General features: G+C 70.9%; 21 protein-coding genes. 11 read left to right on the forward strand and 10 right to left on the reverse strand.

What is annotated here, in order from left to right; genetic code table 11:
- Positions 1 to 439: 439 nt before the first annotated feature.
- From D7X32_RS18210 to atpG, 5 genes are all read right to left on the reverse strand, one after another.
- Complete coding sequence (locus D7X32_RS18210; RefSeq protein WP_120603827.1) at positions 440 to 709, reverse strand: hypothetical protein; 270 nt, start codon at positions 707 to 709, stop codon at positions 440 to 442.
- A 136-nt stretch (positions 710 to 845) separates the two neighbouring features.
- Positions 846 to 1,250: a F0F1 ATP synthase subunit epsilon gene (locus D7X32_RS18215; protein ID WP_120603828.1), complete on the reverse strand. Its 405-nt coding sequence runs from the start codon at positions 1,248 to 1,250 to the stop codon at positions 846 to 848.
- 29 nt (positions 1,251 to 1,279) lie between these two features.
- Positions 1,280 to 1,831: a hypothetical protein gene (locus D7X32_RS18220; protein WP_120603829.1), complete on the reverse strand. Its 552-nt coding sequence runs from the start codon at positions 1,829 to 1,831 to the stop codon at positions 1,280 to 1,282.
- A 4-nt stretch (positions 1,832 to 1,835) separates the two neighbouring features.
- Positions 1,836 to 3,281, reverse strand: coding sequence for a F0F1 ATP synthase subunit beta (gene atpD / locus D7X32_RS18225; RefSeq protein WP_120603830.1), 1,446 nt, complete (start codon positions 3,279 to 3,281; stop codon positions 1,836 to 1,838).
- Between the two features lie 319 nt (positions 3,282 to 3,600).
- A complete protein-coding gene (atpG, locus tag D7X32_RS18230) occupies positions 3,601 to 4,497 on the reverse strand; it encodes an ATP synthase F1 subunit gamma (RefSeq protein WP_120603831.1) in 897 nt (298 codons plus the stop codon).
- A gap of 266 nt (positions 4,498 to 4,763) precedes the next feature.
- Between atpG and D7X32_RS18235 the strand changes: the two genes are divergently transcribed.
- Both D7X32_RS18235 and D7X32_RS18240 read left to right on the forward strand, forming a co-directional pair.
- Positions 4,764 to 5,411 carry a SanA/YdcF family protein gene (locus D7X32_RS18235; protein ID WP_208752464.1) on the forward strand — a complete coding sequence of 216 codons (648 nt, stop codon included), beginning with the start codon at positions 4,764 to 4,766 and terminating at the stop codon, positions 5,409 to 5,411.
- Positions 5,412 to 5,523: 112 nt separating this feature from the next.
- Positions 5,524 to 5,799, forward strand: coding sequence for a hypothetical protein (locus tag D7X32_RS18240; protein ID WP_120603833.1), 276 nt, complete (start codon positions 5,524 to 5,526; stop codon positions 5,797 to 5,799).
- Positions 5,800 to 5,911: 112 nt separating this feature from the next.
- On the opposite strand, the gene D7X32_RS18245 is transcribed toward D7X32_RS18240, so the two are convergent.
- On the reverse strand, positions 5,912 to 7,240 hold the full coding sequence (locus D7X32_RS18245) for an SMI1/KNR4 family protein (RefSeq protein WP_120603834.1): 1,329 nt from the start codon (positions 7,238 to 7,240) through the stop codon (positions 5,912 to 5,914).
- 213 nt (positions 7,241 to 7,453) lie between these two features.
- Here D7X32_RS18245 and D7X32_RS18250 point away from each other — a divergent pair, with 213 nt between their 5' ends.
- On the forward strand, positions 7,454 to 7,813 hold the full coding sequence (locus D7X32_RS18250; protein WP_120603835.1) for a thioredoxin family protein: 360 nt from the start codon (positions 7,454 to 7,456) through the stop codon (positions 7,811 to 7,813).
- Positions 7,814 to 7,832: 19 nt separating this feature from the next.
- Here D7X32_RS18250 and D7X32_RS18255 read toward each other — a convergent pair whose 3' ends face one another.
- The gene (locus tag D7X32_RS18255; protein WP_120603836.1) at positions 7,833 to 9,698 is read right to left on the reverse strand and encodes an ABC transporter ATP-binding protein; all 1,866 of its coding nucleotides are present in this window, start codon (positions 9,696 to 9,698) and stop codon (positions 7,833 to 7,835) included.
- Between the two features lie 37 nt (positions 9,699 to 9,735).
- Complete coding sequence (locus D7X32_RS18260; protein WP_244239063.1) at positions 9,736 to 10,692, reverse strand: universal stress protein; 957 nt, start codon at positions 10,690 to 10,692, stop codon at positions 9,736 to 9,738.
- Positions 10,693 to 11,220: 528 nt separating this feature from the next.
- On the opposite strand from D7X32_RS18260, the gene D7X32_RS45975 reads away from it, so the two are divergent.
- Entirely contained in the window at positions 11,221 to 11,382 is a 162-nt protein-coding gene (locus D7X32_RS45975; protein ID WP_167506485.1) for a hypothetical protein, read from the forward strand.
- Positions 11,383 to 11,463: 81 nt separating this feature from the next.
- Here the strand turns inward: D7X32_RS45975 and D7X32_RS18265 are convergent, their stop codons facing one another.
- A complete protein-coding gene (locus D7X32_RS18265) occupies positions 11,464 to 11,670 on the reverse strand; it encodes a CsbD family protein (RefSeq protein ID WP_120603838.1) in 207 nt (68 codons plus the stop codon).
- Positions 11,671 to 11,978: 308 nt separating this feature from the next.
- Here D7X32_RS18265 and D7X32_RS18270 point away from each other — a divergent pair, with 308 nt between their 5' ends.
- Complete coding sequence (locus D7X32_RS18270) at positions 11,979 to 13,763, forward strand: methyl-accepting chemotaxis protein (protein WP_120603839.1); 1,785 nt, start codon at positions 11,979 to 11,981, stop codon at positions 13,761 to 13,763.
- 195 nt (positions 13,764 to 13,958) lie between these two features.
- Positions 13,959 to 14,327, forward strand: a complete 369-nt coding sequence (locus D7X32_RS18275) for a VOC family protein (RefSeq protein WP_120603840.1) — start codon at positions 13,959 to 13,961, stop codon at positions 14,325 to 14,327.
- A 10-nt stretch (positions 14,328 to 14,337) separates the two neighbouring features.
- Here D7X32_RS18275 and D7X32_RS18280 read toward each other — a convergent pair whose 3' ends face one another.
- Positions 14,338 to 15,927 (reverse strand): phytoene desaturase family protein, encoded by a 1,590-nt coding sequence (locus D7X32_RS18280; protein ID WP_120603841.1) that lies wholly within the window; start codon positions 15,925 to 15,927, stop codon positions 14,338 to 14,340.
- A gap of 212 nt (positions 15,928 to 16,139) precedes the next feature.
- On the opposite strand from D7X32_RS18280, the gene D7X32_RS18285 reads away from it, so the two are divergent.
- The 5 genes from D7X32_RS18285 to D7X32_RS18305 all read left to right on the forward strand — a co-directional run.
- Positions 16,140 to 16,625 carry a chemotaxis protein CheW gene (locus D7X32_RS18285; RefSeq protein ID WP_120603842.1) on the forward strand — a complete coding sequence of 162 codons (486 nt, stop codon included), beginning with the start codon at positions 16,140 to 16,142 and terminating at the stop codon, positions 16,623 to 16,625.
- 32 nt (positions 16,626 to 16,657) lie between these two features.
- Positions 16,658 to 18,355 carry a CheR family methyltransferase gene (locus D7X32_RS18290; protein WP_244239064.1) on the forward strand — a complete coding sequence of 566 codons (1,698 nt, stop codon included), beginning with the start codon at positions 16,658 to 16,660 and terminating at the stop codon, positions 18,353 to 18,355.
- The gene (locus D7X32_RS18295) at positions 18,355 to 18,969 is read left to right on the forward strand and encodes a chemotaxis protein CheW (protein ID WP_120603844.1); all 615 of its coding nucleotides are present in this window, start codon (positions 18,355 to 18,357) and stop codon (positions 18,967 to 18,969) included. Before D7X32_RS18290 ends, D7X32_RS18295 begins: the two co-directional genes overlap by 1 nt.
- Positions 18,966 to 20,609 carry a methyl-accepting chemotaxis protein gene (locus D7X32_RS18300; RefSeq protein ID WP_120603845.1) on the forward strand — a complete coding sequence of 548 codons (1,644 nt, stop codon included), beginning with the start codon at positions 18,966 to 18,968 and terminating at the stop codon, positions 20,607 to 20,609. Before D7X32_RS18295 ends, D7X32_RS18300 begins: the two co-directional genes overlap by 4 nt.
- Before the next feature lie 3 nt (positions 20,610 to 20,612).
- Positions 20,613 to 21,061: Hpt domain-containing protein (locus tag D7X32_RS18305; RefSeq protein WP_244239065.1), on the forward strand; the 449-nt coding region annotated here is incomplete at its 3' end.

Below are 21,061 nucleotides of genomic sequence, written 5' to 3' on the forward strand. Positions count from 1 at the left end.
GCGGAGATTACCCGAGCCTCAGCCAAGGACGAGCACCGAGATGAACGCAGCGAGGGCGCGCGACGCGACGGCGGATCGATCATGGGGCCTTGACGTGCACGAAGCGTGTGCGGTGGAGCGCCGGACAGGAAAGGTCCCGCTGGATTGCACCGCGCGCGTCGCCACTGTCTGCCTCCTTCGCCGTGACCACGGCGCAACCGGGGGCGCGGTAGCTATCGCATCCCGCCGCGTTTCAGCAAGCAGGCGGGCCCGATGAAGCGCGCGAGCACGCGTCCATGTCCAACTTCGAATGCTGCGCATGGACCGAAAGGGACGCACGGGTGGCCGCGCGTGGGTGCGCAAGGCGCCGTGCGCGTGCACTGCCCACGGGCTCAGGTGTTCACCTTGACGTCAGCGACTTCACTCCGTCCACGCACCGCGCACGCGGCGCACGCGCTGATCACGAATCGTCGCGGCCCAGGTTGACCACCGCGAGCAGCCGCGCCACCACCGCCTCCGCGCCCTGGTACAGCCGCGCGCCGTCCCACAGCGCGGGGGACGTGTGGCCGCCGCGCTCCAGCCAGTCCTTCTCCACCTCCGCGTAGGTGAGGTTGCGGAAGCGCACGCGGTCCTCCAGCGCGTGGTCCGTGACGAAGCGGCGCGCGGTGGCGGACGGCGGATCCGCGATGCGGTGGAACAGTTCCAGGACGGGGGACTCAGGAGCGCTCATGACAGCGCCGCATCATGCGCCGTCCGGGCCCTGGAACGCGAAAAGGGTGGAGCGCCGGCCCCCGTGCCGCGGGGCTTCGGAACTCCACCCTTCCGGTGCTTCACGCGCGCCCGGGAAGGACGCGCGAAAGGAGACGTCAGCGGGTCTCGGAGGCGCGGATGCGCGCGGCCTCGCGGCGCACCGCGGCCTGCTCCAGCGCGTAGCGCGCGTCCGCGGTGTTCAGGTCCTTGAGGCGCGCCTGGGCCTCGTCCATGCGGCGGCGGGCACCCGCGACGTCGATGCCGGTGACGTGCTCGGCGGCGTCCGCCAGCACCAGCACCTTGTCGTTGCTCACCTCCACGAAGCCGCCGGCCACGAAGTAGCGGTCCTGGCGGCCCGCCTCGATGAGGGTGAGCGTGCCCGGCTCCACCAGCGACAGGAACGGCGTGTGGCCGGGACGCACGCCGAACAGGCCCTCTCCGCCCGGCACGATGGCCTCGTCGGCCTGCACGGACAGGATGCGCTTCTCGGGGGTGACGATCTCGACAGTCAGCTTGGCCATGAAGGTCCTCGTGCTACCGCACTACCGCATCAGAAAGTCAGCCGCTGGGTCTGCACGCCCACCGGCTCGAACTCCAACACCCCGGCGTCCGTCAGGCGGGGGCCCTTGCCCGGAATGCCCAGCGTGCCCTCCAGCCACTTGAGGTGGTGGGCCAACTGCCGCACTTCCAGGAGCTGCTTCGTCGTCATCAGCTCCGTCAGCCGCCGCTCCTGGAGCTTCTGCCCGGTGCGGTCGAACTGGGCCGCCACCATCACCCGCGCCCACGCCAGGTTGCTGCCCTTCGTCTTCTTCTTGCCGGGGAGCGGCTTGCCCTTCTCCACCAGCGGGTAGAGCACCCAGACCTTCTCCCCGTCATTGGAGGCGAAGTACAGGTCGTCCACCGTCCCCACGCACACGTCCGCCGACCAGAGGGGCCCGCTCTCCTTGAGCATCTCCAGCCGGCACTTCCCCACGCCCACGTCCACGGTGCGGACGCTGTAGAGCCCGTTCGCGCTCACCCGTGCCCGGCTGCCGCGCTCCTCCGCCAGGGCGGAAGGCGCGGCACCACACAGCAGCAGGGCGAGCGCGACGGTCAGGCGCATGGGCTTACGCCGCCGCCAGCTTGCGGGCCTTCTCCTGCGCCTCTTCGATGGCGCCCACCATGTAGAAGGCGGACTCCGGCAGGTCGTCGTGCTTGCCTTCCGCGATCTCCTTGAAGCTGCGGATGGTGTCCTTCAGCGCCACGTAGCGGCCGTCCAGGCCGGTGAAGACCTTGGCCACGAAGAACGGCTGGGACAGGAAGCGCTGGATCTTGCGGGCGCGCGCCACGGACAGCTTGTCCTCTTCGGACAGCTCGTCCATGCCGAGGATGGCGATGATGTCCTGGAGCTCCTTGTAGCGCTGCAGGATGCCCTGGATGCGGCGGGCCACGGCGTAGTGCTCGGCGCCCAGCACGTCCGCGGACAGGATGCGGCTGGTGGAGTCCAGCGGGTCCACGGCGGGGAAGATGGCGAGCTCCGCGATGGAGCGGTTGAGCACCGTGGTCGCGTCCAGGTGGGCGAACGCGGTGGCGGGCGCGGGGTCCGTCAGGTCGTCCGCGGGCACGTAGATGGCCTGCACGGAGGTGATGGAGCCCTTGGTGGTGGAGGTGATGCGCTCCTGCAGGCCGCCCATCTCCGTGGCGAGCGTGGGCTGGTAACCCACCGCGCTGGGGATGCGGCCCAGGAGGGCGGACACTTCCGAGCCGGCCTGGGTGAAGCGGAAGATGTTGTCCACGAAGAGGAGCACGTCACGGCCCTCCACGTCGCGGAAGTACTCCGCCATGGTCAGCGCGGACAGGGCCACGCGGGCGCGGGCGCCGGGCGGCTCGTTCATCTGGCCGTACACGAGGACCGCCTGGCTCTTCTCCAGGTTGTCGGTCTGGATGACCTTGGTCTCCTGCATCTCGTGGTACAGGTCGTTGCCTTCACGGGTGCGCTCACCGACGCCGGCGAACACGGAGAAGCCGCCGCGCTCCACGGCCACGTTGCGGATGAGCTCCTGGAGGAGCACCGTCTTGCCCACGCCGGCGCCGCCGAACAGGCCGATCTTGCCGCCACGGGTGTAGGGGGCGAGCAGGTCGATGACCTTGATGCCGGTCTCGAACATCTGCACGCGCACGTCCTGCTCCGTGAACGGCGGGGGCGCGCGGTGGATGGGCCAGTACTCGGTGGCGTTCACGGGGCCCATCTCGTCCACCGGCTCGCCGGTGACGTTCATGATGCGGCCCAGGGTGGCCTTGCCCACCGGCACCTGGATGGGGGCGCCCGTGCTGCGCACCGGCATCCCGCGGCCCAGGCCCTCCGTGGAGTCCATGGCGATGCAGCGCACGGTGTTCTCGCCCAGGTGCTGCGCCACCTCGATGGTGAGGTTGTCCTTCTCAGCGCCCAGGTTGGGGTTGGTCAGCTTGAGGGCGGCGTACACCTCAGGGAGCCCGCCGGGCGGGAACTCCACGTCGACCACGGGGCCGAGAACCTGCGTGATCTTGCCAGTCGTCGGGACTTGAGCGCTCATGGGACTCCTCTGCCTTGTCTCGTGTGGCGAGCGGCCGGGGCGCCGCCGCCCGTCAGGAAATCGAACCCCGAAGAGGGGTGTGGGCGGGCCCCCTTTACCGGGGGGTGCCCGGCAGGGTCAAGCCTCCCGGGTCCGCGCACGTAAGTCCCGCTTAGCGGAGTGGTGTCCCGGGCGCCAGTCCCTTGCGGTTCCCTCTGGGGCGCCTGCCCGGTAGGGGGCCCTGGAACGACGAAGGGCCCGCGCCCCGGCGCTCGTGTGAGCGCGAAGCAACGGGCCCTGCTGTGTCTGGAGCCTCGGGAACGGCCGGCCGGGAGGCGGACTACTTGAGGGCCTCGGCGCCGGAGACGATCTCCATGAGCTCCTTGGTGATGACCGCCTGGCGGGTGCGGTTGTAGAGCAGGGTGTAGCTGGAGATCATGTCCGTGGCGTTGTTGGTGGCGTTCTCCATGGCGCTCATGCGCGCGCCCTGCTCGCTGGCCACGCTCTCCAGCAGCGCCCGGTACAGCTTGATGTTGACCGCCTGGGGCACCAGCCGGTCCAGCACGGCCTGGCGGGACGGCTCGTACTTGAAGTCCACCAGGGCGGGCGCGGCGGCCACGGTCTCCGGGGTGGGCGTGGCGGCGGCCTTGGCCGTGGCGGGCTGCAGCGGGAGCAGCTGCGACACGACGACGTTCTGGGTGATGGCGGAGACGAACTCGTTGTAGACGACGTAGACCGCGTCGACCTCGTCGTTGAGGAAGGCGGCGGCCAGCTCTTCCGCGACGTTGGCGGCGGAGCGGTAGTTCAGCGTCGCGTACAGGCCAGCGAAGTCCTTGCGGATGGAGTGGCCGCGGTTGCGGAAGAAGTCGTTGCCCTTGCGGCCCACCGTGGAGACGCGCACCTGGAGGTTGCTGTTCTCGTACAGGTAGCGGTTGGCGCGGCGGATGACGTTGGAGTTGAAGCCGCCGGCGAGGCCGCGGTCGGACGTGAGGAGCAGCAGCTCCACGCGGCGGATGGGGCGGGTGGCGAGCAGCGGGTGCGCCAGCTCCTGGTCCGCGGAGCGCACGGCCAGCTCGGAGATGATCTGCTCCAGCGTCTGCGCGTACGGACGGGCGGCGAGGATGGCGTCCTGCGCCTTCCGGAGCTTCGCGGCGGAGACCATCTTCATGGCCTTGGTGATCTGCCGCGTGTTCTTCACCGAGCGGATGCGCTTGCGGATGTCGCGAAGGGACGCCATGGACCGGAAACTCCTCTGGGACGACGTGCGGCGCGCGCCCCGTGACAGCCCGGGCTGGCCTTGAGGGACGGCGGGCCCCCTATATAGGCGGGGCGGGGGCCGGTCAACGGCGGGGTGCCCGGAGCGGGCCCGGCCCCGGCCCATCTCCACAGCCGTCCGGGGGCCGGGCGGGCGTGAACAGTTCCGGGCTCCGGGCCCACCGTGGCGCTTTCCCCAGCAGGGGGCGCCGGAAGAGAATGGCCCCTTCCGACTGTTGCGCGGGGTCCATGAAGGTTGGCGGCACGACCAGGGTGTGGGTGCGCAGGGGCCTGGGGCTGCTCGGGCTGGCCGTGGCCGTGCTGCTGGGCCTGTCCCACTTCGTGCGCCTGCGCTACCAGGGCCGCATCGTGCCGCTGGCGGGCGCTCCAGAGGCCCCCATGGCCCTGGTGTTCGGGGCGGGGCTGGCGCCGGGCGCGGTGCCGTCGCCGGTGCTGGCGCAGCGGCTGGACACGGCCATCGCGCTGTGGCGGCAGGGCAAGGTGCGGTCGCTGCTGGTGAGTGGGGACAACTCGGCGCCCTTCCACAACGAGACGCGGGCCATGCGGCGCTACCTGCTGGAGCGCGGCGTGCCGGAGGAAGCGGTGCTGGGCGACGAGGCGGGGCTGTCCACCTACGACAGCTGCCTGAGGGCCCACTCGGTGTTCGGCGCGAACCGGGCGGTGCTCGTCACGCAGCGCTTCCACCTGTCGCGGGCGCTCTTCATCGCCAACTCGGTGGGCATCGACGCGTGGGGCGTGGCGGCGGACGAGGGACGGGCGACCCCCTGGCGCTACACGGTGCGCGAGACGCTCTCCCGGGTGCTGGCCCTGGCCATGGTGCTGCTGGAGGTGAAGCCCGGCAGCCCTGACAGCCAGCCACCGACGGCTCCCCGCTGACAGGGGCGGGCCCGGCAGGCAGGCGGGCGGAGTCCATTGCCGCTCCCATCCGGGGGGCACATTTTCGTAGGGACACGGAAGCTTTCTCAACCGTCCCTGTCGAGGAGACCCCATGCGGTTCAACAAGCTCGGAGATGAGGACGTGGGCGAGTCCACCTCGCTGCGCCACCGGAACCCGGACACCGGAGAGGACGAGATCAACATCACGGACCAGGACCTGGCCCTGTCGCCCCCGATGGAAGAAGAGGCGGATGCGCGGGACATCCTGCCGGATCAGATCCAGCGCTTCGGCCGGGGAGACGAGGAGGAAGAGGACCGCGAGCTGACCGCGCAGCCCGATGAGCCCGGCCCGCGCGCGCAGTCGCCGGACCTGCTGCCCGAGGGGTAGCCGGGTCCGAGAGCCTGGCGCGGCGTCAAACAGGGCGCGTCCCCGTGCGTGGGACGCGCCCTTTGTTTTCAGGTGGGCCCCCGAGGAGGTCCCCTCCCGTGCCCCGTGCGGCTCAGGACCGGCGGCGCGAGGGCTTCTTCGCCGCGGACTTGCGGGCCGGGGCCTTCTTCGCGGCGGCCTTGGCCGGGGCCTTCTTCGTGGCGGCCTTCTTCGTGGTGGCCCCACGCTTCTGGACAGCACCCTTCTTCGCGGCAGCGCTCTTCTTCGCTGTGGTGGCGCCACGCTTCTGGGCGGCACCCTTCTTCGCGACGGCAGCGCCACGCTTTTGAGCGGCCCCCTTCTTCGCGGCGGCCTTGCCCGTGGCCTTCTTCGCGGCTCCACGCGCGGGCGCGGCCTTCTTCGCGGTGGCCTTGCCCACGGCCTTCTTCGCAGCGCCACGCGGAGGCGCGGCCTTCTTCGCGGCTCCACGCGGAGGCGCGGCCTTCTTCGCGGCGGTCTTCTTGCCAGCCGCCTTGCGCGCTCCCGCCCCTGTGGGGCCGGCTTCGCTCGGCGCTTCCGCTTCGGGGGCAGCAGCCTTCTTCGCGGCACCCTTCCGCGGGCTCTTCCGGGCGGGCTCGGGCGGCGTCTCCCTGGCGACCGGGGTGGCCTCCTCGCCGCGGGCCTTCTTCGCGGCGGGGCGCTTCGGCTCGGGCTTCTCGAACAGCTCTCCCTGCTCGTCGCCTTCGGCCTCCTCCTCGCCGGTGTCCTCGGCCAGCTCCTCCTCCAGTTCCTCCTCGCCGGACACCTCCGCCTCCTCGTCCTCCTCGCCCGCTTCACGGGCCAGGGCGGCCAGGTCGCTCGAGTAGTCGCGGCCACGGCCGACGGGAGCCCCCTCGTCGTCCTCCGCCTGCGCCGCGGCGCCGGACAGCGCGCCCTGGAGCACGGCGTTCATGGCGCGCGCGAAGGTCCGCTCCCCGAAGCTCTCCACCTCTTCCACCGGCGGAACCAGCACCTCGAGCATGTCCTTGAGCGCGCGGTACAGCCGCATCTCCTTCTTCTCGCCGTCCCAGGTGCCGAAGACCCAGTCGTCCCCGTCCAGCGCGTCCACCCAGCCGGGCAGCGGCCCGCCGCCGTCCCCCTGCTCCTCCATCGCGGACTTGCGCGCGACGAACAGGTGCCGGTGCGCCCCCTTCAACCCGAAGCGCCACACGCCCGCGGCGGGCAGGCCCACCACCATCAACCGGCTCTTCTCCAGGACGCTGGGCGCACCCTCACCGCCACGCAGCGGGTACAGCCGAACCTCGCCCTGGAACTCACCGCCGTTGAGCGCCTGGTACAGGTCCGCCAGATCCTCGGGGAACGGGACGCCGCACTCCGTCTCCGCGCGGCGGACCTCCTCCGACTGCACACCCTCCGAGGTCGCCTTCGCCGACTTGCGCAGTGCCTCCAACCACTCGTGCATGACCCCTCCACGACATCGACAGCCACCGAGGCCTGCACCTTACGGCGCCTGGGCCCCCGTGAGCAGTGTGCATGTCGGGTTTCGTCCACCCGACGCCTGTAGACATATCTGGAGAACCTGACACGGCCGCCCCCTCCATCCCCCCCGGCCGCCTGCCCCGGGGGCTGGCAGCCCGGATGGAAGCCCGCCTCCCCGGGCGTTAGGAAGGGCGCCATGGCGCATCCCGTAAGCATCGAGGCGACGACCGAGACCTTCGACTCGCTCGTCATGGAACCCCGCGACGAGCTGGTGGTGGTGGACTTCTGGGGCCCCGGCTGCCCGAACTGCGACATCTACGCGGCCGCCGAACCCGAGCTCCTCCAGGAGCTGGACGGCGCCCCCATGCGCGTCGTCAAGGTCAACGCCTACGAGCACGAGGCCCTGGCCACCCGCTTCGGCCTGTTCGGCATCCCCACCTTCCTCCTGTTCCGCAACGGGAAGCTCCTGGGGAAGATGAGCCAGTACTACGGCAAGCCGTACTTCCTGGGCGTCATCCGCGACCACCTGCCCGGCGGCGCCAAGGCCCAGGCCTGACCGGCCGGGCCTTGAAGCCTCAGTCCCGGTAGCCGCGCGCCTGCAGCCGGAACAGGTGCGCGTACCGCCCGTCGAGCGCCATCAGCTCGTCGTGGCTGCCCAGCTCCTGCACCGTCCCGTTGTGGAGCACGGCGATCTGATCCGCCATGCGCACCGTGGAGAAGCGGTGCGAAATCACGATGGCGATGCGGTCCGCGGCCAGCGCCTGGAAGCGCTCGAAGAGGGCGTGCTCGGCCTCCGCGTCGATGCTCGCCGTGGGCTCGTCCAGGATGAGCACCTCCGCGTCGTCGCGCATGAAGGCGCGCGACACCGCCAGCTTCTGCCACTGGCCGCTGGACAGCTCCTGGCCCTTCTCGAACCAGCCGCCCAGCATCGTGTCGTACTGGCCCGGCAGCGCCGCGATGACGGAGTTGGCCCCGCCCTGCTCCGCCGCCCGTTCGATGCGCGGCCGGTCCTCCAGCGCGGGCACATGCCCCAGGCCGATGTTCTCCGACACACTGAACTGGTAGCGCACGAAGTCCTGGAACACCGCCCCGAAGCGGCCGCGCAGGTCGTCCGCGTCCATCCGGGCCGTGTCCACGCCGCCGTAGAGGATGGTCCCCTCCGTGGGCTCGTACATGCGCAGGAGCAGCTTCACCAGCGTGCTCTTCCCCGCGCCGTTCTCCCCCACCAGCGCCAGCTTCTGGCCGGGCTTGAGCGTGAGCGACACGTTGCGCAGCGCCCATGCGTCCTTGCCCGCGTAGCGGAAGGACACGTCGCGCAGCTCGATGGCGTTGTTGCTTCCGCGCGGCGGTGAGCTGGCGGGCAGTGCCCGGGGCGCGCTCGCCACGGTGGGGATGTCCAGGTAGGCGAAGAGGTTGCTCATGAAGAGCGCGTCCTCGTACATGGAGCCCACGCTGGAGAGGATGCCCTGGAACGCGGCCTGCCCCTGCCGGAACACGGCCAGGTACAGCACCATGTCGCCCACGGAGATGCCGCCGGCCGCCGCGCGGCTGGCCACGAAGAGGTAGCAGCCGTAGAAGGCCGCCAGCGACAGGAGGCCCAGCCCCAGGCCCCACACCATCCGCTTGCGCGCGAGCGCCCGGTCCTCCGCGAAGAACTTCTGGAACAGCGTGCGGTAGCGGCCCAGCACCAGCGGCCCCAACCCGAAGAGCTTCACCTCCTTCACGGTGCTGTCGCGCGTGAGGATCCACTCCAGGTAGTTGAGCTTGCGGCCCTCCGGCGCGCGCCACGAGTACAGCCGGAAGCCCTCCGCCGCCAGGCGCGCCTCCGCGATGAACGCGGGGACGGACGCGAGCAGCAGCACCGCCACGCTCCACGGCGACAGCGCCACCAGCAGCACCGCGTAGGTGGACAGGGTGATGACGTTGCGCACGATGCTGAACGCCTGCATCACCAGCGACAGCGGGCGGGCGTTGGCCTCGCGCCGCGCGTTCTGCATCTTGTCGTAGGTCTCCGAGTCCTCGAAGTGCTGCAGCTCCAGCTCCAGCGCCTTCTGGAGGATGCGCTCGTTGAGCAGGTTGCCCAGGTGCGCGCGCAAGAGGTCCTTCGTGAGCGTGAGCCCCCGGTCCACCACCGCGGAGGCCACCATCAGCGCGAACTCCGTGGCGACGAGCCCCAGCACGCGCGAGTGCGCCGCGGCATCCCCCTTCGCCGCGGCCACCACCGTGTCCACGATGAGCTTGCCCACCCACGCGATGCTCGCCGGCAGCACCGCCGCCACCAGCGTGAGCACGCCCAGCACCACCGCGCTCCGGGGGCTCGCCCGCCAGAAGAGGCGGAAGGTGCCCGGCAGCTGCTTGAAGAGGACGCCCGCGTTCTTCAGACGGGCCCGGAGCGAAGGCGGTGTCGACGGCGTGGGAGGTGCCAAGGTGCCGCCCCTCATAACGCCCCGGCGCCCGCCGCGCTGGACTTCCCTGCTTTCAGGAAGCCGGGACGCCGTCGCCGTCTGGCAGGGCGGCGGGCGGGGCGACGTGCCGGGAAATCAGCACGTCGCAGTGCGAGTGCCGCAGCACGCCCTCGGTCAGCTCGGACGGTGGATTCGCGGAGGACATGCCCAGCGTCAGCAGGTCCGACTCACGCTCCAGGGCCTCCGCGAGGATGCACTCGCGAGGGTGCCCGAAGCGCAGGCGGCTCTCCAACACGCGGCCCGTCTCCCGGTACGGCGCCAGGAAGCGCCCGAGCGCCTTGCGCGCCGCGTCCTCGCGCTCCTGCCGCAGCCGCAGCTGCTGCGCCATGGGGGCGTCCTGGCGGCGCAGGGCCGCCTCCTCCTCGCCCAGGTCCACCACGTGCAGCACCTCGATGGGGGTCGAGGCCGGACACAGGCGCATCGTCAGCTCCAGCGCACGGCGGGACTCGCGCGAGAAGTTCACCGCGACGAGGGGCCGGTGGTAGACGCGGCCCGGGTGCGGCACCACCACCAGCACGGACGCGTCCACCTCCCGCACCAGCCGCATCACCATGGAGCTCTCAGGCAGCGGCGTCACCGGATAGGCCGGTTGGGGCCGGCCCACGACCAGCACCTCCACGCCCTGGTCCTTCGCCAGCTCCGCCGCCACGTGCGGCGCGTCACCGGTGCGCAGCTCCTCGCGCACGTCCACGTCCGGACGCTGGCGCAGGCGCTTCGCGGCGGACGTCACCGACCGGCGCAGGCACCGCTCACCCGCCACCGTCCCGTCCGGCCCGTCGTGGCCGTCCAGCGATGGGCTGACATGCAGGACGCTGAAGGCCGCGCCGTGCGCGAGCGGAAGCCGCAGCGCGCGGGCCAGCGCGAACTCGGACTGCAGGGAGAAGTCCAACCCCACCGCCACCCGACGCAGTCCCCGCTGGGCACGGAAGACCCCGTCGGGAAGCAGGGGCAGGCTCTTTCTGGAAGACACGATCGGTCTCATCTCGACTCCCTTCCTTCCACCTCACCGCTTTGGACGCACCGTGCGGCTCTCCAGGGCGTGGCGGCACGGCGGCTCACGCAACCCGGGCTTGAGACATCCCACGCACGGCATCACGGGCTTGCCGCCTCACGCGGGCCCTCATTGACATACATTCAGCCCGGTCGGTGGATGTGCCACTCGTCCTGCGGGGACGCCTCGTCCGCAGCCAGGCAGCGGAGCACGCGAGCGGTGTGGCCCGGCAGGACGCCGCGACCAGGGCATGCGAGCAGGCTGCCCATCCTCCGGCCGACGCCCTCACGCTGTAACGTTTTCAGGGCGCCGCACCGCTTCGTTCAACGACTCCGGGGCAGGCGGGCGTTCAGGGTCGTCGTTCCAAGGATTTGAGACGTTCAGCGCTGGACCTTGGGGAACGGGAGCGCTTTTCGAGGCTCGGCCAGCCCTTTGCAAAGACCTCTGCACGGCCCCTCACAGGGCCATGGGCGGCGGGTCGGACGGCAGGAAGCAAGGGAGCGGGACATGCGCGGGGTCATCACCGGACGTGAGGTGGTTGCCAACCTGGGACTCATCTACCGGGAGTTCGGAACAGCCTGTGTGTTGCGCTGCCTGTGGGTGATGGTCAGCGGCAAGTCCACCACCTTCCTCGAAGTGGCGTGTCCCTGCGAAAAGATGCGGCAGTGAGCACGCGCCGCTGAAGACAGCTCGGGCCGCGGGAAGCAGAGGCTTCCGCGGCCCGAACGGTTTCAAGGCGATGCGGTGCCGCTAGCGCTGAGAGGGATCGTCGCCGCGACGCACTTCCTCGCGCTCTTCCTTCTTGTCCTTGATGGCGTGCTTCACGTCCTCGATCACGCCCTTGACCTTGCCCTTGAGCGTGTCCGCCTTGCCTTCGGCTTCCAGCGAACGGTCGCCCGTCGCAACGCCCACGGTTTCCTTCACCTTCCCCTTGGCCTTGTCAGTCCACTCGCCCATGGCGTCCTCCTGACGTCGATGTGAATCGTTGTGGAGGACAACGTGCGCACGTCGCAGGCGCGCGGCAGGCGGCGGTGGCCCGTCCGCACGGCCGCTCTGCTTGGGCCGGGGCTGATCATGACAGCCTGGAATGTCATGCAATGGACATTCGGCGGCGCGCGCGGAAACGACACGCGCCCTGCCCGCCCTACCCGCTGCGTCCCCGTTATCCACGGAGACCCGGGAGTCTTCGTCACAAGACGCAGACGTTGCATTGACGCATCCCCACTTCCCCCTCAGGCTTGAGCAATCCCCCGGATCCGTCTCCGATGAACCAGCCTTCGCCCCACTCGACCCAGGCGCTGCTCTTCAAGCTGCTCTTGCTGCGCACCCTGGTCGTCACGGTGGCGGTGGCGCCGGCCATCTACGTCGACATGCAGCTGTTGGACGTGGACGCGAGCAGCGCGGGGTTCGTGCTGGGCGTCGTCACGCCCATCGTCATTGGCGGGCTGGCGCTGGTGGTGCCCATTGGCGCGGTGGGGGCGCTGCTGCGGTACGCGCTGGAGGCGAAGGCGAGCCCCGCGGAGCGGCTCGGGCGGCTGTTGCGGTTGCCGGGCGTGCTCACGTTCGTGGAGGCGCAGTCGGGCTGGTTCCTGGGCGGCATCTTCTTCAACGGCGCCATTGGTCTGGCGCTGGACCGGCCGCCGCGCGTCATCCTGGTGGGCGTGGCGGTGGCGATGAGCGCGGGCCTCTTCAGCGCGCCCATCATGTACATGCTCTACGAGAAGGCGCTGGCCGCGGTGACGCTGGAGGCGTTCCGCCGGGCGCCGCACGAGCGCCCCGCCGGAGAGGGCCTGTTCCTGCCCCGGCAGAGCTGGTTCCTGCCGGCCATCGTCGTCTCCGCGCTGCTCATCACGTGCATCACGAGCATCGCCACGTTGCAGCTGCGCCTGGAGAAGAACCTGTCGTCGCTGGCGGACGACCTGGAGCTGTCGGGCGAGTACCGGGGCGCGGCGCGGGTGCGCTCGCGCATCCAGCCCTTGCAGCGAGACCTGACGCTGCCGGTGGCGTTCCTGGGCGGGTTCGCAGCGCTGGGGGCCATCTTCACGGCGGCGTGGGCGGCGCGCCGGTTGGCGCAGGGCGCGAAGGCGGTGGGAGCGTCGCTGGACGCGCTGGTGGAGGGCCGCGCGGCGCCGCCGCAGTGGGTGTCCACGGACGAGCTGGGTGATTTGTCCGCGCGCACGTGGCTGCTCTACGAGCAGTTGCAGGAGTTGCCCCGGGCGCTGAGCTCGTCGGCGGGGCACCTGGCGCAGGCGGGCAACCGGCTGACGGAGGCGAGCGACCAGCAGAACCGCACGCTGTCGCGGCAGGCGTCCGCCATCCACCAGGCGCGTACGACGGCGCAGGAAATCCAGCAGATGTCGAAGCTGGCGGCGAGCCGCGCGGGGAGCGTCCTGCAGGTGGCGGAGCGCGCCGCGGCGATGGGCAGGCTGGGCGAGGAGTCGCTGGCGGGCACGGAGCAGGGGCTCGCGGACATCCGGGGCCTGACGCACGGCTTGAACCAGCAGGTGGTGGACCTGGGCACGCGCGCCCGCGAGGTGGGCCGGGTGTCGGAGGTGGTGAAGTCGCTGGCGGATCAGTCGCACATGCTGGCCATCAACGCGGCCATCGAGGCGAGCCGCGCGGGCGAGCAGGGCCGGGGCTTCGCGGTGGTGGCGCGGCAGATGCGCGAGCTGGCGGACCAGTCCATCAAGGCGACGGGGCAGGTGCGCGGGCTGCTGGAGGGCATGGAGGCCGCCACGGGTGATGCGGTGGTCACCGCGGACAAGAGCTCGCAGGGCGTGGCGGCGGCGCTGGTGCCGCTGCGCAAGAGCGGCGAGCGGCTGCGCGAGTTGATCAAGCTGACGCACGAGTCCGCGTCGGCGGTGCGGCAGATCGCCGAAGCCGTGGCGCAGCAGCACGCGGGCGTGGATCAGCTGTTCGGCGCGGTGAGCGAGATGGACGAGCTGATGGCCGCGACGCTGCGGCAGTTGGGCACCACGCAGGAAGCGGCGACCGCGGTGGCCCAGGCGACGGGGCAGGTGTCGGAGCTGGCGGAACGGTACGTGTCGTAGCGGTACGTCTGTCATTGACGGGGTCTGTGCTTGCACCGCGCCCCTGTCTGCCGTTAGCCTCCCCACCGGTCGAAAAACGGCGGACCGGTTCGGTGAGCCCCGGTCACTTCCATGGTGGAAGCACTTGTCCGTCTCCTTCGGGATTCAGGACCCCCGGCCCTTCGAAGGCACACGTGTGTCTTCGCGAGGCCCACCATGAAGCTGAACCATCTTGATCTGCAGGTCCCCGACGTCCAGGCCACCGCCCGCTTCTTCACGCGCTACTTCGGCTTCACGTCGCACGCGAAGAACCATGACTCGCCCGCCATCGCCATCCTCGGCGGGACGGATGGCTTCGTGCTCGTCATCCAGCGCCGCAAGCGCGACTCCGACGTCTTCCCCGAGGACTTCCACGTCGGCTTCCTCCAGGACTCCGAAGCCCCCGTGCTCGCCTTCCATGAGCGCGTGAAGGCCGACGGCCTGGAGGTGTCCGACGTCATCCGCAACAACCGGGGCACCCTCGTCTACTGCCGTGCCCCGGGCGGCATCCTCGTGGAGGTGAGCTGCCGCCCCGGCGCTGTCTGACGCGCGTCCCTCAGCCGCTCCGGGCCATTCGCGGCCGGGGCGGCGCCTGTTCTGCGTCGTCCTCCATGGGCGGCACGTACGGCCAGCCCTTCAGCGGACCCTTGCCCGCCTCGCGCGTGAGGTAGTCCGCCGCGATGTTCGCACTCTCCATGATGGTCAAGAGCCCGCTGCCCGGGTGCGTCCCACCGCCCACGAAGTACAGCCCCTCCACCTGCGCGTTCTTCACTCGCGGCCTCAGGGGGCCCAACTGAAGCCAGGTGTGCGACAGGTTGAACACCGCGCCCCGGAACACGTTGAAGTCGTCCCGCCACGTCTCCGCCGTGAAGTAGCGCTCCGCCTTCACGTGCTCGCGCAGCCCCTTGATGCCCACCTTCTCCAGCATCTTCGGGATGCGCTCGCGCAGCGTGGCCTCCGTCTTCGCCCAGTCCACCGGACGCGCCGTGTTGGGCGTGGGCACCAGCACGTACAGCGTGGAGTGCCCCTTCGGCGCACCCGAGCCGTCCGTCACGCCGGGGTTGCACACGTAGAAGGGCGGGTCGTCCACGTCCACCGAGCGGTCCTCCAGCGCGTCCCGGTCCGTGCGCCGGGCGCTCTCCGACAGGTAGATGAGGTGGTGCGGCAGGTCCGCGTACGTCGTGTCCAGGCCGTAGTACGCCATGAACGTGCTGCACGAATACTTCGCCCGCTCCAGCGCCGCGTCCGTCAGCCGGCTGCCCTCGCGCACCTCCGGCGCCAGCAGCTTCTGCGCCGCGTACGCGAGGTCCGCGTTCACCACCACCGCGTCCGCGTCCAACACCTCGCCGTTCGCGAGCTTCACGCCCACCGCGCGCCCGGCCTCCGTGCGCACGCGCTCCACCGCCGTGCCCATGCGGAACGTCGCGCCCAGGTCCTCGGCGCACTTCTTCATCCCGCGCGCCAGCTCCCGGAAGCCTCCCTGCACGTGCCACACGCCGAAGTTCAGCTCGATGAACGGAATCACGCTGAACACCGATGAGCATGTCGTCGGGTGCAGCCCCAGGTACTTCGACGGGTACGCCAGCGCGTACGTCATCCGGTCGTCGTGGAAGAACGAATCCAGCTGCTTGTAGAGCGTCTGCCACGGCTTGAAGCGCAGCGTGGGCGCCAGGCGCCAGGGCGCGTAGTAGTCCAGGCTGCCCGCGTTGGTGCAGATGAACTTCTCGTACGCGAGCGCGTACTTCTTCCGCCCATCCTCCATCCACTCCTGCATCGCCCGGCCCTTGCCCGCGCCGAACTTCTCCAGGTCCTGGCCCATCCGCTCCAGGTCGCGCCGCGTGTCCAGGTGCGTGCCGTCCCAGAAGTGCACGCGCGTGTTCGGGTCCACCGGTACCAGCGTCACGTAGTCCCGCAGCTGCTTCCCCGCGCGCCAGAAGATCTGCTTCAGGATGCCGGGCAGCTGGAGGATGGACGGGCCCGTGTCCACCGCGTACTCGCCGTCCTGTCCCAGCGTGAGCCCCTTCATCCGCCCGCCGGGCACCGCGTCCTTCTCCACCACGGTGACCCGGAAGCCCTGCCCCGCGAGGTTGATGGCGGCCGTCAGGCCTCCCGGGCCCGCGCCCACGACGATGACGTGCTGAACCATGTGCCTCACGATGCCCGGCCCCATGCCGGCTGGCGACTGTCCCTTGAGGACGGCCCGGGCGAAAAAGCGTTTCCTACCGGGACTCCTGGCGTTCCGCCGAGCGTTGGCTCCTGGTGGGAGCGCTCCATTCGCCATGGATCGTTTCCTGGAAGACGGGTCCACATCCTGAATCCCCAGGGTGTCTTGCCTCCTGTAGCCTGCGACGCGCATCCATGAATCCCCCCTCGGAGGCCCACCCACAGGAAGTCCTGCTGTTCACCCTGGAGCGGCAGCGCTATGGCCTGCCCGTGGAGGACGTGCGCGAGCTGGTACGCGCCGCGCGCCTCACGCCCCTGCCCCAGGCACCTGACGTGGTGGAGGGCCTGCTCAACCTGCGCGGCGAGCTCCTGCCCGTGCTGGACCTGCGCCGCCGCTTCCGCCACCCCGCTCGCGCCATGTCCCCCATGGACCACTTCATCGTCGCCTCCGCCGGTGGCCGGCGGGTGGGGCTGCGCGTGGACCGGGCCGAAGGGCTGCACGTCGTCACCCCCGGGGAGTGGGACCCGTCACCCCGGGAGCTGCCGGGCGTGGGATACGTGGCCGGAGCCGCGAAGCTTCCGGACGGGCTGGTGCTCGTGCACGACCTGCGCTCCTTCCTCTCCGAAGCGGAAGCCCTGCAACTCGACACCGCGCTCGGAGCCCTTCCGGAGCCTGCTTGATAGGTGGTGTCCTTCCCCCAGGCTTCAAGGAAGTGCTCGCCCTGGTGGAGGAGCGCGCGGGACTCGCCGCGCCCAGCTGTCTGGCCGCCGCGCTGGAGGGCATCCAGCGCGCCATGTCCCGCGCGAACCAGGACGACGTCACGCGCTACCTGCGCGAGGTGGGGCTGAACAACGCCCTCTTCGATGACCTGCTCACCGAGCTGACCATCGGGGAGACGTACTTCTTCCGCACCCACGAGCACTTCGACCACCTGCGCCGCGTGGTGCTGCCGGAGCTGCGCGAGCGCCGGGGACAGGAGCACCTGGTGCGCGCGTGGAGCGCGGCGTGCTCCTCCGGAGAGGAGCCCTACTCCATCGCCGCGCTGCTGATGGCCGAGGGCTGGGAAGAGCGCATGTCGGTGCGCGCGACGGACGTGTCGCGCACGGCGCTCAGCCGCGCCCACCAGGCCCGCTACACGGACTGGTCCCTGCGCGGCCCTTCCGCGGACCGCATGCGGCCCCACCTCAAGCAGGAGGGCCGCTTCTACCAGCTGTCCCAGGACGTGAAGCGCCGCGTGCAGTTGGGCTACCTCAACCTGGCGCTGGAGACGTGGCCTTCGGCGGAGAGCGGCATCTGGCAGCTGGACGTCATCTTCTGCCGCAACGTCCTCATCTACTTCAACCGCGCCACCATCGAAGGCGTGGCGCGCAGACTCCACGCTTCGCTGGATGACGGCGGGTACCTGTTCACCGGTCCGTCGGATCCACCGCTGGGGGACTACGCCCCGTTCGAGCCCGTCCTCACGGAGTGGGGCGTGCTGTACCGCAAGCCCCTGGCCGGTTCGCACGCCGGGCACTTCGTTCCGCTCCAGCCCCTGCCGCCGCTGCGCGCGGATGGCACGCCCTTCACCGCCGCCAGTGCGTCTCCCGCGGTGTCCGAGCCTCGCGCCCCCGCGTCTCCAGGAGGCTGGCCGTCCGCCACGGGGGCCGTCCCCCGGGCACCCGCGCCGGACATGGGAACCCCGGCACCGGGGATGCTCCCGGCGTTCGGGCGTGGCCATCCCGGACCGATGGGGACCGAGAGCTCCGTCCCCGCGGTCTCCGCCGCGTGGGGAGCCGGGCTCACCCCGGTGGGCACTCCCGCATCCGGGCCACTGCCCTCCGGCGGCACCTCCGCTTCGGGGGCTCCCGGCGCTCGCGCCGGCGACGCATCCACGTCCGGGACCCGGACCCGCTTCACGCTCAGCGTGGAAGCGCTGGAGGCCGTGCGGCAGGCGCTGGCCCGGGGCGACTGGCGCGAGGCCGCACGGCGGGCGGGGGCTCAATCGGCCGACCCGGAAGGCGCCCTGGCCGCGGTTCGTGCACTGGCCAACCTGGAGCCCCGCGCGGCGGCATTCGCCTGCGGAGAGGCGGCTGTTCGTCACCCACTGGTCGCCGGTCTGCGGTATCTGGAGGCCCTGCTGCTCCTGGGACAGGCGCGGCTGGCCGACGCGGAGAAATCCGCCCGGCAGGCGCTCTACCTGGAGCCGGGGCTCGCGGTGGGTCACCTGCTCCTGGGCCACGTGCTGCGCCGGCAGGAACAGGCCGCCGCCGCCGCCCGGGCCTACCGCGAAGCGGAAGGGCTGTGCCGGAAGCTTCCGCCAGAGGCGCTGGTGCCCCTGGCGGAAGGAGAACGGGCCGGAGCGCTGGCGGACGTGGCCCGCGCGGAGTGGCGGCGCCTGGAGCGGACTGAAGGCGGAGACGCAAGCTGATGCCGAAGCGCGAAGGAATCATCGACTGGGACAAGGCCCGGGCCCGGCTGGAAGTGCTGGAGCGCGCCACCGAAGCGCGCGAGGCCTTCACGGACGAAGCGGCCCGCGCCGCGCTCGACGCGCGCGCCCTGTCCCTGGCCCGCCCGCCGGAAATCCCCGTGCTGCCCGGCAGTCAGCGCGAAGTGGTGCGCTTCAAGGCCGCGGGCCAGATGTACGCGCTGGAGTCGCGCTTCATCCTGGAGGTCATGCGCGCGCCGGAGCTGACCCCGCTGCCGGGCGCGCCGCCGCTCTTGCGCGGCCTGACGCTGCTGCGCGGCGAGGTGCTGCCCGTGGTGGAGCTGGCGCCGCTGTTCGGCCGGCCCGCGTCGCAGGGCACCGGCCCCGTGCTGGTGGTGGGCACGGCCCGCGCGGAGCTGGGCCTGCGCACGGATGAGGTCACGGAGGTGGCGGTGCTGACGGGCACGGAGCTGTTGCCCGCGCCCCCCTCCCTGGAAGAGGAAGCGGGCGCGCTGGTGTCCGGCGTCAGCCCCGACGGCACGCTCGTCCTGGAGGGAGAGGCCCTCCTCGGCGACGAGCGTCTCGTGTTCGAGTTGTCCGAAGAAGGAGTCGCATGAGCATCGGGAATCGCATCGCGCTGGGCTTCGGGCTGTCCCTGCTGGTCCTGCTGGTCATCGCCGGCGTGGCCTTCCAGGGCGCCCAGCAGCTCACCGTCACCACCGAAGGCCTGCTGGAGTCGCACAACAACTACAAGCTCCTGCGCGAGGTGCGCGCGCTGCTCGTGGACGCGGAGACGGGCCAGCGCGGCTATGTGCTGACCGGCGAGGAGGTCTACCTGCGGCCATACCAGGCCGCCCTCACCGAGCTGCGCGCGGACCTGGACAACCTGCGCGCCGCGCTGTCGAAGTACCCGGATCAGCGCGCCCGCATGAACAAGCTGGAGCCGCTCATCTCCGCCAAGCTGGACGAGCTGTCGGAGACCATCCGCCTGCGCCGCGAACAGGGCTTCGACGCGGCCGTGGCCGTGGTGCGGACCAACCGCGGCCAGAAGGACATGGATACCATCCGGGAGATCATCTACGAGATGCGCGACACCGAGGACGAGCGCTGGAAGCAATACTCCGACGCCGCCGTCCAGGCCGCGCAGCGCAGCGTCTGGGTGCTGGCGCTGGGCACGCTGCTGGGCCTGGCCATCGTGGCCGTGGGCAGCTTCGTCATCACCCGGGGCATCACCGGCCCCCTGCGCAAGCTCACCTACGGCGCGGAGCAGTTGGGCAGGGGCGAGCTCGCCCACCGCATCGACGTGCGCGGCAAGGACGAGATGGCCGACCTGGCGGGCGCCTTCAACGCCATGGCGGAGCGCCGCCAGCAGGCGGAGGTGCAGCTGGCGAAGCAGTCCGAGCAGCGCGAGCACACGCTCAAGACCGTGGCGGAGTTCGTCAACCAGCTGGCCGGCGCGTCCTCCGAAATCCTCGCCAGCACCACCGAACAGGTGGCCGGCGCCCAGGAGCAGGGCACCGCCGTCACGGAGACGGTGAGCACCATCGAGGAGATCACCAAGACGTCCGAAGAGGCCGCCGGCCGCGCCCGCGCGGTGAGCGAGTCCGCCCGGCACTCCGAAGAGGTGGGCCGCTCCGGCCGCCGCGCCGTGGAAGAGGCCGTGTCCTCCATGGGCGCCGTGCGCGACCAGGTGGAGTCCATCGCGTCGCGCATCCTCGCCCTGGCCGAGCAGGCCCAGGCCATTGGCGACATCATCACCACCGTCAATGACATCTCCGAGCAGACGCACATGCTCGCGCTCAACGCCTCCATCGAGGCGAGCCGCGCGGGCGAGCACGGCCGCGGCTTCGCCGTCGTCGCCTCCGAGGTGAAGGCCCTGGCGGATCAGTCCAAGAAGGCCACCGCGCAGGTGCGCCAGATCCTGGGCCAGATTCAAAAGGCCACCCACGGCGCGGTGATGACCACGGAGGAGGGCACCAAGAGCGTGTCCACCGCCACCCGCGTCGTCACGGAAGCCGGCACCACCATCCAGCAGCTGGCGGACCTGCTCACGCAGGCGTCGCTCACGGCCGCTCAGATCGCCGCGTCCGCCAACCAGCAGGCCACCGGCATCGGGCAGATCCGCCAGGCGATGCACGACGTGAACCAGGCCACGCAGCAGGGCCTCATCTCGTCGCGGCAGACGGAGCGCGCGATGCAGGACATCAACGCCATGGGCCAGAAGTTGAAGGGGCTGCTCGGGGAGTTCGGGCGCTAACCCATGGATCGCGACAGGCTGGCGCAGGCACTGCTGGACTCGTTCCTGGAGGAGCTGGAGGGGCACGTCGTGTCCCTCAACCGGGACCTGCTCGCGCTGGAGCAGGCCCCGGCGCGCGCGAAGGAGCTCATCCCCGGCCTGCTGCGCACGCTGCACAGCGTGAAGGGCGCGTCGCGCGCGGCCAGCGCCAGCATGGTGGAGAACGCCTGCCACCGCATGGAGGAGGTGCTGGAGCCGCTCATCCACGGGCGCTCGGCCACGCCGGACCTCTTCGAGCTGTGCTTCGCCACGGTGGACGCGCTGGACGACGCGGGCCGCCGGTTGGCGGCGCGCCACGAGCTGGCCGGCTCGCCGCTGGAGGCGCTGCTGCCGCAGCTGGAGCAGGCCGCGCACGGCCTGTCCGCGCAGCGCGTGGAGCCGGCGCCCACCCCGAAGCCCTCGCCGCCCCAGGC

This window comes from Corallococcus carmarthensis, assembly GCF_003611695.1.
GTDB classification, from domain to species: Bacteria; Myxococcota; Myxococcia; order Myxococcales; family Myxococcaceae; genus Corallococcus; species Corallococcus carmarthensis.

What these genes read in the sequence shown, in the direction of transcription:
- D7X32_RS18210 (WP_120603827.1), bottom strand. Translation starts at nt 709, where the DNA reads ATGAGCGCTCCTGAGTCCCCCGTCCTGGAACTGTTCCACCGCATCGCG.
- D7X32_RS18215 (WP_120603828.1), bottom strand. Translation starts at nt 1,250, where the DNA reads ATGGCCAAGCTGACTGTCGAGATCGTCACCCCCGAGAAGCGCATCCTG.
- D7X32_RS18220 (WP_120603829.1), bottom strand. Translation starts at nt 1,831, where the DNA reads ATGCGCCTGACCGTCGCGCTCGCCCTGCTGCTGTGTGGTGCCGCGCCT.
- atpD (WP_120603830.1), bottom strand. Translation starts at nt 3,281, where the DNA reads ATGAGCGCTCAAGTCCCGACGACTGGCAAGATCACGCAGGTTCTCGGC.
- atpG (WP_120603831.1), bottom strand. Translation starts at nt 4,497, where the DNA reads ATGGCGTCCCTTCGCGACATCCGCAAGCGCATCCGCTCGGTGAAGAAC.
- D7X32_RS18235 (WP_208752464.1), top strand. Translation starts at nt 4,764, where the DNA reads ATGAAGGTTGGCGGCACGACCAGGGTGTGGGTGCGCAGGGGCCTGGGG.
- D7X32_RS18240 (WP_120603833.1), top strand. Translation starts at nt 5,524, where the DNA reads ATGCGGTTCAACAAGCTCGGAGATGAGGACGTGGGCGAGTCCACCTCG.
- D7X32_RS18245 (WP_120603834.1), bottom strand. Translation starts at nt 7,240, where the DNA reads ATGCACGAGTGGTTGGAGGCACTGCGCAAGTCGGCGAAGGCGACCTCG.
- D7X32_RS18250 (WP_120603835.1), top strand. Translation starts at nt 7,454, where the DNA reads ATGGCGCATCCCGTAAGCATCGAGGCGACGACCGAGACCTTCGACTCG.
- D7X32_RS18255 (WP_120603836.1), bottom strand. Translation starts at nt 9,698, where the DNA reads ATGAGGGGCGGCACCTTGGCACCTCCCACGCCGTCGACACCGCCTTCG.
- D7X32_RS45975 (WP_167506485.1), top strand. Translation starts at nt 11,221, where the DNA reads ATGCGCGGGGTCATCACCGGACGTGAGGTGGTTGCCAACCTGGGACTC.
- D7X32_RS18265 (WP_120603838.1), bottom strand. Translation starts at nt 11,670, where the DNA reads ATGGGCGAGTGGACTGACAAGGCCAAGGGGAAGGTGAAGGAAACCGTG.
- D7X32_RS18270 (WP_120603839.1), top strand. Translation starts at nt 11,979, where the DNA reads ATGAACCAGCCTTCGCCCCACTCGACCCAGGCGCTGCTCTTCAAGCTG.
- D7X32_RS18275 (WP_120603840.1), top strand. Translation starts at nt 13,959, where the DNA reads ATGAAGCTGAACCATCTTGATCTGCAGGTCCCCGACGTCCAGGCCACC.
- D7X32_RS18280 (WP_120603841.1), bottom strand. Translation starts at nt 15,927, where the DNA reads ATGGTTCAGCACGTCATCGTCGTGGGCGCGGGCCCGGGAGGCCTGACG.
- D7X32_RS18285 (WP_120603842.1), top strand. Translation starts at nt 16,140, where the DNA reads ATGAATCCCCCCTCGGAGGCCCACCCACAGGAAGTCCTGCTGTTCACC.
- D7X32_RS18295 (WP_120603844.1), top strand. Translation starts at nt 18,355, where the DNA reads ATGCCGAAGCGCGAAGGAATCATCGACTGGGACAAGGCCCGGGCCCGG.
- D7X32_RS18300 (WP_120603845.1), top strand. Translation starts at nt 18,966, where the DNA reads ATGAGCATCGGGAATCGCATCGCGCTGGGCTTCGGGCTGTCCCTGCTG.